The organism is Streptomyces sp. LN549 (assembly GCF_043203805.1).
GTDB lineage: Bacteria > Actinomycetota > Actinomycetes > Streptomycetales > Streptomycetaceae > Streptomyces.
In genome coordinates this window covers 911,284-924,342 of sequence record NZ_JAZHRI010000002.1, presented here as the reverse complement: position 1 = coordinate 924,342, position 13,059 = coordinate 911,284, and the positions used below count along the sequence as shown (strand labels likewise).

Annotated in this window: 11 protein-coding genes and 1 riboswitch; of the genes, 9 read left to right on the top strand and 2 right to left on the bottom strand. The window is 70.9% G+C overall.

Annotated features, from left to right (window positions below; genetic code table 11):
* Window positions 1–125 precede the first annotated feature (125 nt).
* The 7 genes from SH922_RS04120 to SH922_RS04090 all read left to right on the top strand — a co-directional run bounded on the left by SH922_RS04120 (window position 126) and on the right by SH922_RS04090 (window position 7,860).
* Window positions 126–1,208, top strand: coding sequence for a FecCD family ABC transporter permease (locus tag SH922_RS04120; RefSeq protein WP_393054764.1), 1,083 nt, complete (start codon window positions 126–128; stop codon window positions 1,206–1,208).
* Window positions 1,205–2,254: a FecCD family ABC transporter permease gene (locus SH922_RS04115; RefSeq protein WP_393054762.1), complete on the top strand. Its 1,050-nt coding sequence runs from the start codon at window positions 1,205–1,207 to the stop codon at window positions 2,252–2,254. Before SH922_RS04120 ends, SH922_RS04115 begins: the two co-directional genes overlap by 4 nt.
* A gap of 7 nt (window positions 2,255–2,261) precedes the next feature.
* Window positions 2,262–3,095 carry an ABC transporter ATP-binding protein gene (locus SH922_RS04110; RefSeq protein WP_393054760.1) on the top strand — a complete coding sequence of 278 codons (834 nt, stop codon included), beginning with the start codon at window positions 2,262–2,264 and terminating at the stop codon, window positions 3,093–3,095.
* 296 nt (window positions 3,096–3,391) lie between these two features.
* Window positions 3,392–3,574, top strand: a riboswitch (cyclic di-AMP (ydaO/yuaA leader).
* A 5-nt stretch (window positions 3,575–3,579) separates the two neighbouring features.
* The gene (locus tag SH922_RS04105) at window positions 3,580–4,458 is read left to right on the top strand and encodes a transglycosylase SLT domain-containing protein (protein WP_393054758.1); all 879 of its coding nucleotides are present in this window, start codon (window positions 3,580–3,582) and stop codon (window positions 4,456–4,458) included.
* Window positions 4,459–4,697: 239 nt separating this feature from the next.
* On the top strand, window positions 4,698–6,191 hold the full coding sequence (locus SH922_RS04100; protein ID WP_393054756.1) for an FG-GAP repeat protein: 1,494 nt from the start codon (window positions 4,698–4,700) through the stop codon (window positions 6,189–6,191).
* A gap of 113 nt (window positions 6,192–6,304) precedes the next feature.
* Window positions 6,305–7,384 carry a dihydrodipicolinate reductase gene (locus SH922_RS04095; RefSeq protein WP_393054754.1) on the top strand — a complete coding sequence of 360 codons (1,080 nt, stop codon included), beginning with the start codon at window positions 6,305–6,307 and terminating at the stop codon, window positions 7,382–7,384.
* A complete protein-coding gene (locus SH922_RS04090; protein ID WP_393054752.1) occupies window positions 7,381–7,860 on the top strand; it encodes a carboxymuconolactone decarboxylase family protein in 480 nt (159 codons plus the stop codon). Before SH922_RS04095 ends, SH922_RS04090 begins: the two co-directional genes overlap by 4 nt.
* Window positions 7,861–7,959: 99 nt before the next feature.
* Here SH922_RS04090 and SH922_RS04085 read toward each other — a convergent pair whose 3' ends face one another.
* Window positions 7,960–9,546: a GMC oxidoreductase gene (locus tag SH922_RS04085; protein WP_393054750.1), complete on the bottom strand. Its 1,587-nt coding sequence runs from the start codon at window positions 9,544–9,546 to the stop codon at window positions 7,960–7,962.
* Between the two features lie 253 nt (window positions 9,547–9,799).
* Here SH922_RS04085 and SH922_RS04080 point away from each other — a divergent pair, with 253 nt between their 5' ends.
* Window positions 9,800–9,988 carry an antitoxin gene (locus SH922_RS04080; RefSeq protein ID WP_393054748.1) on the top strand — a complete coding sequence of 63 codons (189 nt, stop codon included), beginning with the start codon at window positions 9,800–9,802 and terminating at the stop codon, window positions 9,986–9,988.
* A gap of 199 nt (window positions 9,989–10,187) precedes the next feature.
* Here SH922_RS04080 and SH922_RS04075 read toward each other — a convergent pair whose 3' ends face one another.
* Window positions 10,188–10,358 (bottom strand): hypothetical protein, encoded by a 171-nt coding sequence (locus SH922_RS04075; protein ID WP_351001160.1) that lies wholly within the window; start codon window positions 10,356–10,358, stop codon window positions 10,188–10,190.
* A 135-nt stretch (window positions 10,359–10,493) separates the two neighbouring features.
* On the opposite strand from SH922_RS04075, the gene SH922_RS04070 reads away from it, so the two are divergent.
* Window positions 10,494–13,025 carry a SpoIIE family protein phosphatase gene (locus SH922_RS04070; RefSeq protein ID WP_393054746.1) on the top strand — a complete coding sequence of 844 codons (2,532 nt, stop codon included), beginning with the start codon at window positions 10,494–10,496 and terminating at the stop codon, window positions 13,023–13,025.
* Window positions 13,026–13,059 lie beyond the last annotated feature (34 nt).

Sequence of the window (13,059 nt, the reverse complement as noted above, 5' to 3'; positions counted from 1 at the left end):
CGGTCCGGGTGGCTGCTCCGCCGCACCGAAAGGGGACAGGGCAGGGCGATTGACGCCGTTTCAGGGCATGGGGGAGCCCTGGGGCCGCCGACAGCCGCCCGGCTTACTTAGGTTAGGCTAACCATATGTCGATCGTGCAAGGGGGACGGCCCGCAACCGGAACCCGCCCCACCGAAGCCCCGCCACGGGAGGGACGCGCGGCCGTGTGGGCGGCCGCCGGTCTCGTGCTCCTGCTGCCCGCCCTCGTCCTGCTGTCCCTGCTCATCGGCACCGGGTCCAGTTCGGCGGGCGGCGCCTGGGACTACCTCGTCGGTGACCCGGCCGCCCGGGCGGACGCACAACTGCGCCTGGCCGTCGTGGACGTGCGCCTGCCGCGCACGCTCGCCGCGGTGCTGGTCGGGGCGTGTCTGGGGACGGCCGGGTGCCTCCTGCAGGCCGCCACCCGCAACCCCCTCGCCGAGACGGGGCTGCTCGGCGTCAACTCGGGGGCCGCCTTCGCCGTGGTGCTGGGGCTCACCTACTTCGGCGCGGACTCGCCCGCCTCGTTGCTGGTGTGGGCCCTGGCCGGAGGCATGGTCGCCAGTGCGGCCGTCCTCCTGTTCGCCGCTTCCGGACGCGGCGGCGGCTCCCCGCTGCGGCTCGTCCTGGCCGGATCGGCGCTCGGCGCCACCTTCCACGGCCTCACCTCGTACGTCCTGCTGGGTACTCAGTCCACCTTCGACACCTACCGCTACTGGACGATCGGCTCGCTCGCCGGCATCGAGATCTCCGACCTGCTGCCCCTGCTGCCCCTCATCGCGGTGGGCCTGCTCACCGCACTCGGCTGCGCCCGCCCGCTGGCGGCGCTCGGGCTCGGGGACGACGGCGCCCGCTCCCTGGGGCACCACCCCGGCCGGATCCGCCTCGTCGTCGCCGGGGCCGTCTCCCTGCTCGCCGGATGCGCCGTCGCCGTGGCCGGGCCCATCGCCTTCCTCGGACTGTTCGCGCCCTACGCCGCCCGGGCGCTGGCAGGGGCGCGCATGACCGCCCAGCTCGTCCTGTCCGCCCTGATCGCGGCCGACATCATGGTCGTCGCTGACGTTCTCGCCCGGATCGTCATCCGGCCCTGGGAGACCCCGGTCAGTGTGCTGCTCGCCTTCGTCGGCGGCCCCCTGCTCGTGTGGATCGCCCGCTCCTCCCGGCTGTCCACCGCAGGGGTCCCGGCATGACGGACGTGACCCCGCCCGACAGCGTCGTGCTGCGCACCGGAACGCTGTCCTGGCTCCTCCCGAGGCGCAGCGCGCTCGCCGCCGCGCTGCTCCTTCCGCTGCTGGCCCTTCTCATCACCCTGGCGGTGATGGCGAGTTCGACCGGCATGAGCCTGTCGGAGACCCTCTCGGGACTGCTGGGATCGGGCGATGCCGGCACCGTCATGATCGTGCGGGACTTCCGGCTGCCCCGCATCTTCACCGGCCTGCTGGTCGGTGCCGCCCTCGGCATCGCGGGCTGTCTCACCCAGACTCTGGCCGGCAACCGGCTCGCCACGCCGGACCTGGTCGGCGTCAACGAGGGCGCCACCGCTGCCGTGGTCGCCGCCGCCGCGGGGTCCGCCACCGGCATGGTCGGCAACTGGTGGCTCGGGCCGCTCGGTGCCGTGGCCGCCGCGGCCCTGGTCGTCCTGTGCGCCGGGGGAGCGGGGAGTGCCGGCTACCGGCTGCTGGTGGCCGGGATCGGCGTCTCCACCTTCATCGGCGCGGTGAGCGATCTGATCATGTCGCGCGAGAACGACAACACGGCGGGCGGCGTGTTCCTCTGGGCCGTCGGCAGCCTCAACGGGCGCGACTGGGATGCCGGCGTGCCGCTGGCCGTGGCCCTGCTGTTCCTCGTCCCGCTGTCGCTGGCGGCCGGGCACCGCCTCCAACTGCTGCGCTTCGGCGACGAGGTGGCGAGTTCCCTCGGAGTCGATCTGCGCCGGGTGCGTACCGTCGCTCTCGTCCTCGCGGTGCTGCTGGCGGGCACGGCGGTCGGGGTCGGCGGCCCCATCGCCTTCGTGGCACTGGCGGCGCCGATCCTCGCCCAGCGGCTGACCGGTCCCACCCGCGTGCCGGTCACCGGCTCGGCGCTGACCGGAGCCGCACTGATCGCCGCGGCCGATGCGATCGGACGCGTCGCCGCTCCGGTCGAACTTCCCGTCGGGGTCGTCACCAGCGTCCTCGGCGGCCCCTTCCTCCTGTGGGTACTGCTGCGGCCCGACCCGGCCGCCGGAAAGGCGTGAGCCGCACATGACCGAGAATCCGACCGGTGCGAAGGCGGGACTCGAAGTCCGTGGCCTGCACGCCGGATACCCGGGCCGCCCCGTCGTCGAGAACGTCCACCTCACGGTCCCCGCCGGACAGGTCGTCGCGATCGTGGGCCCCAACGGCTGCGGGAAGTCGACCCTGCTGCGGACCGTCGCCCGGCTCCACCGGCCCGAGTCCGGCACGGTACTGATCGGCGGGACGGACATCTGGCGGACCGGCCGGCGCCTGGCCGCCCACCATGTCGCCCTGCTGCCGCAGTCGCCGCGCGCCCCCGAGGCGGTCACCGTGGCCGGTCTGGTGCGCTACGGCCGCAGCCCGCACCAGGGGCTGCTGCGCCAGTGGTCGCGCGAAGACGAGCAGGCGGTACGCGATGCACTCGACGCCACCGGCACCACCGCACTGGCCGGGGAGCGCATCGACCGGCTGTCCGGCGGTCAGCGCCAGCGCTGCTGGCTCGCGATGGTCCTGGCCCAGCAGACCCCGGTCGTCCTGCTCGACGAACCGACCAGCGCCCTCGACCTCGGGCATGCCGTCGAAGTCCTGGAACTCGTCCGCGAGGTCGCGGCCACCGGCCGCACCGTCGTCATGGTCCAGCACGACCTCGCCGCCGCGGCCCGTTACGCCGATCTGCTCGTCGCGATGAAGGGCGGCCGCGTCATCGCGCAGGGTGCTCCCCGCGAGACGGTCGACGAGGCCTTGGTGAAGGAGCTCTATGCGCTCGACGCGGACATACTCCGCGCCCCGGGCGACGGCTCACCGGTCGTGGTGGCGCGCAGCCGTACAGACGTGGCCGCACAGCCGACCCCTGCACCGTAATGTCCTAATTGTACGAAAAATCGGAATTGCAAAGAATGCTCACGGGGGTCGCTTTTCCGTGGGTCAGAACCTCTGAATATCCAGCAAATCGCCCCTTTCGGGCGCAGTGGTCAGCGTCACGTTTCCCGCTCCTGACGCACAACCGGAGGCTTCGGTTCCCTGTTGCGCCAAGAAAGTTGCCCCGCTCGCATGTGACCGGCGTCCCACATTTCCTTTGATTGATCTTGCGAATTAATTGCGATCAAGAATTCCGGGCTTGTTTCGCCTGCCCTTTCTCGCTTACGGTCACCGTCAATCCGGATGGAACGCCGAATCCTGCCGCCGTCCGGTAACCCGACCACTCACGTACGGCAGGAGCGGGGGACCCAGGTTTGCCGCCGGTCCGGAATCCGGAGCGGCTAGGGGTGAAGTCGCCATGTGCGGCCGGACATCTCCAGTCCGAACCCGACAGCTCACCTCGCAGGCGGCGGAGAGGAAAAGCGCCATGCCCTTCAAGGGTCAGCACCGTCGTTCCAAGTCCACCTCCCTGACCCGCGGTTTCATCGCCGTGAGCGCGGGCGGAGTCGTTCTCGCGCTCCCCCTGATCGCTGCCGGATCGGCTTCTGCCGCACCCGCCCAGGCGGTCGTAGCGGAAAAGGCCGCGGCCCCGACTTCCGTGTCCGGCAAGGAAATTGCCGTACAGAAGGCCGAGTCCACCACCTATTCCGTGGTCTCCGGTGATTCGCTTTCCAAGATCGCCCGGGGGCATTCCCTCAGTGGCGGCTGGGAGCGGCTGTACCAGGACAACCGGAGTGCGGTTGGCGGCAACCCCGACCTCATTCACCCGGGCCTGAAGCTGACCATCGGCGCCAAGTCCGCGGCCGCCGCACCCAAGGCCGCGACCAAGAGCGAGTTCAAGGCGGAGAACACGTCCGGCAGCGCCTCGCAGCCGTCGGCCGACCGGGCCGAGAGCACCGACCGCGCCGACCGTTCCCAGCGGACGGCGACGCCCGTCGCCGCGGAGACCGCCGAGACCACCCCCGCGCAGAGCGCGACGGCGTACACCGACGACCTCGACGGCTGGATCAAGGAGTCCCTCGCCGTCATGGCCGAGAACGGCATCCCCGGCAGCTACGACGGCATCTACCGCAACGTCATCCGCGAGTCCTCGGGCAACCCGCAGATCGTCAACAACTGGGACTCGAACGCCGCCGCCGGCACTCCGTCCAAGGGCCTCCTCCAGGTCATCCAGCCCACGTTCGACGCGTACCACGTGCCCGGCACCTCGCTGGACATCCTGGACCCCGTCGCCAACATCACCGCGGCGTGCAACTACGCCGCCGCCACGTACGGCTCGATCGACAACGTCTTCGGGGCCTACTGACCCACCGCGGTTCCCGCCCCCGGGGCGGAGTCGTGAACAGGGGTGGAAGGGAGCTGAGCTGCTCCCTTCCACCCCTTTTGCCATGCCGTACAACCCTTGCGCCGCGAAGCCGGTCCAACAGGGCGCCAGGAGGACAACGGGCTCTTCCCGGCGTCCCCCCGGATCAGATCAGGGGCCTGCTCGGCGGATCATGGTCCGCCAGGCCCTAGCCCGGTCATCCTTGAACCGAGGAGCCGCTCGTGCGCACCCACCGTTCGGCCGCCGTTGTCGCGGCCTCATTTCTCCTGATGGCAGGGGCCGCAGTCGTCGCGCCCTCCGCCTACGCCGGCACCCCCGGCGGAACGCACGCAGACGACCGCAACACCGACTTCAACGGTGACGGCTACGAGGACGTGCTCATCGGCGCGCCCGGTGGGACCATCGGCGGCCAGAAGGGCGCGGGCTACGTGACCGTGCAGTACGGCGGGCCGGGTGGCATCGGCACCACCCGGGGCGCCGTACTCAGCCAGAACACCACCGGAGTGCCGGGCGCCGCCGAGGCGGGCGACGGCTTCGGCCGCGCCCTGACCTCCGGCGACCTCGACGGGGACGGGTACGACGACGCGGTCGTGGGCCTCCCCGGCGAGAACGTCGAACCGGTGACCGACGCGGGCGGCATCGTCGTCCTGTGGGGTTCCGCGAAGGGGCTCTCCGGCGCGGACAGCGACTGGCTGCAGGCCGAGGAGCCCACCGCCGGCGCCAGGTTCGGCAGCGCGCTCGCCGCGGCGCACTTCAGCCCCGACATCCCGGGCGACCAGCTGGCCGTGACCGACCGCACCGACCTCAGCCTCTACCAGTACGAGGCGGCGGCCCGGCGGCAGTCCAGGGCACCGGCGCCCACCTCACGCAGCAGCCTCATCCCCGGCACCCCGGGGCGGGAGATCGTGCCCCGCGCCATGACGACCGGCGACTACGACGGCAACGGTCTCGCCGACCTCGTCATCTCCGGCGTCACCGTCGGCGGGGAGCCGGGGCACGGCTGGTCCGCGCTCTTCCTCGGTGACGTCCAGGGACTCCGGTACGACCACGATCTGCGCGGCGGCCCCGCCGTCGCCTCAGGCGACATCAACAACGACGGCTACGACGACCTCGTCACCGGGGAGCCCAGCAGCCCCGACGACGGCGGCGAATCGATGACCGGCGGTGTGGTCGGCGTGTACTACGGCAGCCTGGGCGACGGACCCGTCGGCGCCGAGGGCCCGGGAACCCCGCCCGTGTGGTGGACGCAGGACACCTCGGGCGTCCCCGGCAGCTCCGAGGCCGGTGACGGCTGGGGCGCCGACCTCTCGGTGGCGGACACCGACGGCGACGGCTACGCGGACGTGGCGATCGGCGCCCCCGGCGAGGACATCGGCACGGTCGCCGACGCGGGCGCCGTGTGGGTGCTGCGCGGTGCGGCCGGCGGACTCACCGCCACCGGCGCCGCATCATGGGACCAGGACTCGGTGAACGTGCCGGGCGCGCCCGAGAAGGGCGACCTCTGGGGCGGCCAGGTGCGGCTGACCGATCCCAACAACGACGGGCGGTTCGGTCTGCTGTCCGCCGCGCCCGGAGAGAACGCCGGCAACGGCGTCGGCTGGGTGTTCTCGTCCGGGCCGGGCGGCGTGACGGCCTCCGGCTCATGGACGTTCGACGCCCGGCCGTTCGGCGGTCCTGAGACGGGCGCCGGGTACGGGACCACGATCGACGAGTAACGACGCCCGGCGGAGCGGACCGGGGCGGGCCGATCGGACCTGTCCCGGGCCCCGCCCAACCCGGTGCGCGATGCCACTATGAACCTTTCATCCCGCGCGCTACCCTCCGCCGCATGATTTCCACGGTGGTCTGGGGTACCGGCAATGTCGGCCGCGCGGCCATCCGCGCGGTCGACTCCCATCCGGCCCTGAAACTCGCGCACGTCATCGTCCACGACCCCGGCAAGGTGGGCCGTGACGCGGGCGCCCTCGCCGGTCTGGACCGCGATCTGGGCGTCGCTGCGACCGACGACATCGACGCGGTGCTGTCGACCTCTCCCCGAGCCGTCGTGTACGCGGCCTCCGGAGACATCCGCCCCGACGAGGCGCTGGCCGACATCACCAGGGCGGTGGCCGGGGGCGCCGTCGTCGTCACCCCGGCGCTGTACGCGCTCTACGACCAGCGGGGCGCCCCGCCCGAGCTGCGCGAACCGGTGCTTGCCGCCGTCGCCGGCGGTGGCGGATCGCTCTTCGTCTCCGGCGTCGATCCCGGCTGGGGCAACGACGTACTGCCCCTGCTGATCAGCGGACTCGGCTCCACGGTGGACGTGATCCGCTGCCAGGAGATCTTCGACTACTCCACGTACGACCAGCCCGACTCGGTCCGCCACCTCATCGGCATGGGACACCCCATGGAGTACGAGCCCCTCATGCTCGCGGCCTCCGTCCCGACCATGGTGTGGGGCGGCCAGATACGGCTGATGGCCAGGGCCCTGGGCGTGGAGCTCGACGACATCCGCGAGACCATGGCCCGCCGGCCGCTCGAAGCCACCGTCACGACCAGGACGATGGGCGAGTTCGAGGCCGGCACCCAGGGTGCTGTCCGCTTCGAGGTCCAGGGCGTCGTCGAGGGCGAACCCCGCATCATCATCGAACACATCACGCGCATCCACCCGTCCTGCGCCCCGGACTGGCCGTCGCCGCCCGACGGCGCCGGAGCCCACCGGGTGATCATCGAGGGCCGCCCGCGCATCGAGGTCACCGTCGAGGCCACCGACGAGGGCGAGAACCGCTCGGCGGGCGGCAACGCCACCGCGGTCGGCCGGCTGGTGAACGCCATCGACTGGCTGGTGGACGCGGAACCCGGACTCTACGACGCCCTCGACGTACCCCTGCGTCCCGCAGCCGGCCGATTCGGAAGGAAGCAGCCATGATCATCGACATCCCCGAGGGCCAGGAACCGATCGGCTACGTATGGGGCGACATGGTCCCCGGCATCGGCATGGCCGCCGCGAACTTCTCGCTGTCGGTGTACGAGCACACGACGCTCGGGCTCCGTGAGTTCGAGGCGGCCAGGCTGCGCATCGCGCAGATCAACGGCTGTCTCTTCTGCCTGGACTGGCGCACCGAACGCGACGGTCAGAAGGTCGAGGAGGAGTTCGCCGGTGCGGTGAGCGACTGGCGCAGCACCGGGGCCTTCGACGACCGGACCCGGCTGGCGGCCGAGTACGCCGAGCGGTACGCCCTGGACCATCACGGCCTGGACGACGCGTTCTGGGCCCGGATGACCGCGCACTACAGCCAGCACGAGATCGTCGAGCTGAGCATGAGCATCGGCTCCTGGCTTGCGTTCGGCCGGCTCAACCACGTGCTGGGTCTCGACGCCGTGTGCGTGCTGCCGGGGCACTGAGCTCGGCTGCCGGCCGGACAGGGCCTGGTCGCGGCGCGTATCCAGTAGGAGGCCTGCCCGTCGCCTCCTACTGGAAGTCCCGCCCGTTCTGACCCGCTGTCACAGATCGGTGGCGATGATCTTCTCGATGTTCCGTTCGGCCAGTGCCGTGATGGTGACGAACGGATTGACGCTGGTGTTGCCGGGGATCAGCGAGCCGTCGATGACGTACAGGCCCGTATAGCCGTGCAGACGGCCGTAGTTGTCGGTGGCCCTGTCGAGGACCGCGCCGCCGAGCGGGTGGTAGGTGAGGTGGTCGCCCCAGATCTTGTAGACGCCGAAGAGGTCGGTCCGGTAGATCGTCCCCTCCCTGGCGTTGATCTTGTCGAAGATCGTCTTCGCCATGTCGATGGAGGGCTGCTTCCAGGCAGTCTGCCAGTTCAGGTCGACCTTGCCCGTGGCGGCGTTCCAGGAGAACTGGGCGCGGTTCGGGTTCTTCGTGATCGACAGATAGAACGAGGCGAACGTCTCGATCCCGGTCGGCAGCGGTGCGACCTCGGCGAACGCGCCTCCGGCGGCCCAGTTGTCGATGCCGCCGCAGGGGATGCTCGACTGGACCGCGCCGGTCGCGTCCCACACGTGGTTGGCGCGGCCGCACATGACATTGCCGTTGTCGCCCCAGCCCTTGCCGATCTCGTCGTTCAGACCGGACAGCGCTCCCGTGGCCTTCAGCCGGGTCAGCAGCTTGCTCGTACCGACGCTGCCCGCGGCGAAGAACACCTTGTCCGCGGTGACGGTCTTGGTGGTCGCGACGCTCCCGTCGGTGCGGATTTCGTCGATGACGACCGTGTAGCCGCCACCCGTCGCCGGAGCGACCGAAGTCACCTGGTGCAGCGGTGAGATGGTGACGTTCCCGGTCGCCTTGGCCTGGGCGAGGTAGGTCTTCTGCAACGACTTCTTGCCGTAGTTGTTGCCGTAGAGGATCTCGCCGTCCAGCGCCGACTTGGGTACGGTGCCTGCCGCCTCCTGCTCCATGTAGTCCCAGTCGTACACATCGGGCACGAAGACGAACGGGAACCCGGAGCGCTGGGCGTGCTTGCGGCCCACCCGGGCGTACTGGTAGCAGTCCACGCTGTCGAACCATGCCGGGTCGACGGTGGCGACCCCGAGCCCGGCATTGGCGCGCGGGTAGTAGGTGGAGTACATCTCGTCGGCGTTCACCGACGGGAGGACGGCACCGAAGTTCTCGCGCCGGGGCGTCACCGCCATGCCGCCGTTGACCAGCGATCCGCCGCCGACGCCGCGCCCCTGGTACACCGTGATGCCGCTGAAGTCCTCGGCGTCCAGGATGCCGGTGTAGCGGGGGATCGCCCGGTCGATGGGAAAGCCGAGGAAGTTGCTGAGGGGCTGCTTGCTCTTCGTGCGGAGCCAGTACGAACGGCCGTCGGGCTTTGTCGTGTTGGCGAAGATCTTGCCGTCCGCCCCGGGGGTGTCCCAGGCCATTCCCATCTCGACCATGTGGACGTGGACGCCTGCGCGGGCGAGCCGCAGGGCCGCGACGGAACCTCCGTACCCGGTGCCGATCACCAGAACGGGGACATGGTCCCCGCTGCCGATCGCAGCGGCTGTGCCGGTCGTACGGGCCTGGGCGGCGGTGGCGTGACCGGAGAGCGCAGCGGCCCCCAGGATGAAACCTGTTCTAGCCATGAATCCGCGACGTGAGACACCGCTCGATCCCTTGTGGGGTAAGCTCGAATCCGTCATGTGACGTTCCTCACTCTCGATCGAATGGGAACGAGTTCTACTGGCGTCGGCGCGAGAAGTCACTACATACCTATGGGTAATTTCCCCGGGCCCCCGGCCATCTGCCGCCGACGGGAGGGGCGGCGCCGCCCCGGGGTGCGGCGCCGGGACATCGCATGGATGCTGGGAGGGTCAGCGTTCCATGAGGAGGAAAGTCATGAGCATGCTCGACAAGATCAAGGACCTGATCAAGGGGCATCCCGACCAGGCCCACAAGGGAGTCGAGAAGGGTGGCGACGTCATCGACAAGAAGACGGGCAGCAAGTACAGCGGCCAGGTCGATTCCGCCCAGCAGAAGCTCAATGACCAACTCGGTGACCGCCGCCCGCCGTCCGATGGACGGTAGGGTGCCGCACTCTTCGCAGGTCCCCCTCGCACAGGACCTCCGCCCGTTCGGGCGGAGGTCCTGTGCGACGACGGGTGGGTGGGGGCGTCGACGCATGCAACGCGTGCATGGCGCGCCGAAGGAGCGGCTGCCGCCGTGAGCACGGTGGCTGCCGCTCCTTCGTCATGTCGTCATGTGGTGGCGCTGGGATGCCGAAGGCTCAGTTGTGGCCGAACTTCCGTTCGCGCTTGTGGGAGACCTGCTCGGAGATCGCCTTCACCGCATCCGGCGCGGGCGCCGCGCTCGTCTGCTCCTTGGCCTCCGTGGTGGCGGAGTGCTCATGACCTCCGCTGCGGGCGCCCCGGTTCTGCCGGCTCTGCTTCTTGCCCATGATCGTGCCTCCTGTGCGGATGTCGGACGATGGGCCGCCTTCAGGCTCGCATACATGTACGAAGAGTGCATTTCGGTCGCGTGTGCCGGACTCGCCGAAGTGCGCGGCATGGCGGCCGGGGAGCATGCTTGCTGTGTGACCTGGTACGGCGCGGTCCGGCGTAAGCCGCTCAGTGAGGGCGGCAGTCTGCCCGGAAGACTCCGGAACGGCGGGGCGCCGGACAAACTGTCGCTGGTGCTCGCCCAGGCTGTCGTGACCGCGATCGAGTCGGCCGGCGGGCAGGCCGGCGGCGTCTATCTGCGCTCCCTCACCCCGGGTCTCCTGCGGCTCGCGGTGCTGGCGGGGCTGCCCGGACCGCTGTTCCGCCCCTGGTGGCGGATGCATGTGAACCGGCCGTTCCCGGTCGCCGAGGCATTCCGGTCGGGCAAGGCCGTGCACCTCTCCGACGCGGAGGAGGCGATGCGCCGCTTCCCGCAGCTGATGGCAGGACTGCCGTTCCCCTTCAGCTCCCTCTACATGCCGGTCGTCAGCGCCGGCAAGCCGGTCGGCGTCCTGGTCGTACTGCGCCCGGCGACCCCCGGGAAGCCCGTGGAGACCGCCGACCGGCGCAGGCTGCGGAGCGTCGCCGAAGGACTCGGCGCCGCGCTGGCCGGCCTGCAGTCTGCGGGGACGGCAGTGGAGTGGGACGAGGAGCCGCTTCCCGTACAGCTGCCGGCGGGCAGTTCACCCCCCGTACGGATCGGCCGTTTCGACTGGGACCTCGACAGCGGAGCCGTCGGCGCGGACGACGAGCTGTGCGCCATCCTCGGCACCGGGCGGAAGGAGTTCCCCGGCACCATCGACGCACTGGCGTCGCGGCTGGCCCCGGAGGACGTGTACGGGCTGTGGGCCCTGGCCCGCCAGGCGGGGGACTCGGGCGGACCGGTCGTCCGCAGGATGCGGCTGCGTGGTCCCGACGGACGCTCGCACCTGTTGGAGGTCTCGGGCCGCCGGGGCAACGGCGGGGATTCCGGCGCGGCAACCCATCTGACCGGCTTCCTGGTGGACCTGGGCATCGGCCCGGTCGTCGCCGAGGCGGCCGACCGGCTGCCGCGCGGCATCTTCTCCCTCGACCGGTTCGCCCGGATCACCTACATGAACCGCCTGGCCGAGGAGATCCTCGGCCGCCGCCGGTCGGAGCTGGTCGGACGGGTGCTCTGGGAGGCTCTGCCGTGGTTCGCGAACCCGGCCTACGAGGATCACTACCGCGCCGCGATGCTTTCCGACGCCCCGGTCCATTTCCTCGCCCGGCGCACCCCTCCGCCCTGGCTCTCCGTGTCCCTGTACCCCGGTCACGACGGCCTGACGGCCGTGCTCACCCCCACCGAACAGCCGGCCTACGCGCCGGGGTCCGTCGTCTCGCCCGGGCTGGGCCTCGGCTCTCCGGCCGACCGCTCCGCCGCGCTGTACCGGCCGGTCGCGCTGGCCATCGCCCTCACCGAGGCCGTCACGGCCCGGCAGGTGTCCGCCGTGGTCACCGAGGAGCTGCTCCCCGCCTTCGGCGGCCGCCAGCTCGCGATCTACCTGCTGAAGGAGCGCCACCTCTACCTGGAATGGGAGACCGGCTTCCCCCACGGCTTCCTGGACCGGTTCGACGGCGTCGCCATGGACGCCCGCATCCCCGGCGTCGAGACGTTGACCACCGGGCGCCCCATCTTCTTCGAATCCATGGAGCGACTGGCCGCCGCGTACCCGGGCATCCCCATGGAGACCGACGTCGGCGCGCGCGCCTTCCTGCCCCTGATCGCCTCCGGACGGCACGTCGGCTCCTGCATCCTCGGCTTCGACCAGCCACGTGGCTTCAGCCCGGAGGAGCGCACGGTCCTGACGGCCCTCGCGGGCCTCATCGCGCAGGCGCTGCAACGAGCTCAGCGGTACGACACCGAGGCGGCCCTGGCCCGCGGGCTGCAGAACGTCCTGCTCCCGCACGGGCTGCCCGCCGTGGACGGGGTCGACACCGAGGGCCGGTATCTTGCCGGCACCCAGGGCATGGACGTCGGGGGCGACTGGTACGACGTCATCGGGGCCGACCGGAAACTGGCGCTGGTCATCGGGGACGTGCAGGGCCACGGCGTCGCAGCTGCCGCGACCATGGGCCAACTGCGCAGCGCCGTGCGGGCCTTCGCGCTCAGCGGTCACGATCCGCAGGAAGTGATGAGCGGAACCAACCGGCTGCTCATCGATCTCGATCCCGGTCAGTTCGCCAGCTGCTGCTACGTAGTCATTGACCCGGCCACCGGCAGGGCGCAGGTCGTGCGGGCCGGTCATCCGCAACCCGTGCTGCGCCTGCCCGACGGCACGGCCGAGGTCATGGACCTGCCGGGCGGCATCGTGCTCGGCATCGACGCCGAAGCGTCCTACCCCGTCACCGAAGTGCACCTCGCCCCCGGCGCGATGCTCGCGCTGTACACCGACGGCATGGTCGAGGAGTCCGGTACGGACATCGACGTGGGCGTCGAGCGGCTGCGCAGCACGATCGCCGGATTCGGCCCGGCCTCCCTGGCCGAAACGGCGGACCATGTCATCGGCCGGGCCAGGCAGGCCGCGGACCGTCCCGATGACATCGCCCTGCTTCTCGCCGCCCGGTGGGCCGCGCCTGATGACGGCAGCGCCCGTACCAACCCCTGAGTACGGCGGCGCCCGCCCGGCAGACGGCTCGAGA

Excerpts from the sequence above, each read along its gene's own strand:
- SH922_RS04120 (WP_393054764.1), top strand. The coding sequence starts at position 126 with ATGTCGATCGTGCAAGGGGGACGGCCCGCAACCGGAACCCGCCCCACC.
- SH922_RS04110 (WP_393054760.1), top strand. The coding sequence starts at position 2,262 with ATGACCGAGAATCCGACCGGTGCGAAGGCGGGACTCGAAGTCCGTGGC.
- SH922_RS04115 (WP_393054762.1), top strand. The coding sequence starts at position 1,205 with ATGACGGACGTGACCCCGCCCGACAGCGTCGTGCTGCGCACCGGAACG.
- SH922_RS04095 (WP_393054754.1), top strand. The coding sequence starts at position 6,305 with ATGATTTCCACGGTGGTCTGGGGTACCGGCAATGTCGGCCGCGCGGCC.
- SH922_RS04085 (WP_393054750.1), bottom strand. The coding sequence starts at position 9,546 with ATGGCTAGAACAGGTTTCATCCTGGGGGCCGCTGCGCTCTCCGGTCAC.
- SH922_RS04075 (WP_351001160.1), bottom strand. The coding sequence starts at position 10,358 with ATGGGCAAGAAGCAGAGCCGGCAGAACCGGGGCGCCCGCAGCGGAGGT.
- SH922_RS04090 (WP_393054752.1), top strand. The coding sequence starts at position 7,381 with ATGATCATCGACATCCCCGAGGGCCAGGAACCGATCGGCTACGTATGG.
- SH922_RS04080 (WP_393054748.1), top strand. The coding sequence starts at position 9,800 with ATGAGCATGCTCGACAAGATCAAGGACCTGATCAAGGGGCATCCCGAC.
- SH922_RS04105 (WP_393054758.1), top strand. The coding sequence starts at position 3,580 with ATGCCCTTCAAGGGTCAGCACCGTCGTTCCAAGTCCACCTCCCTGACC.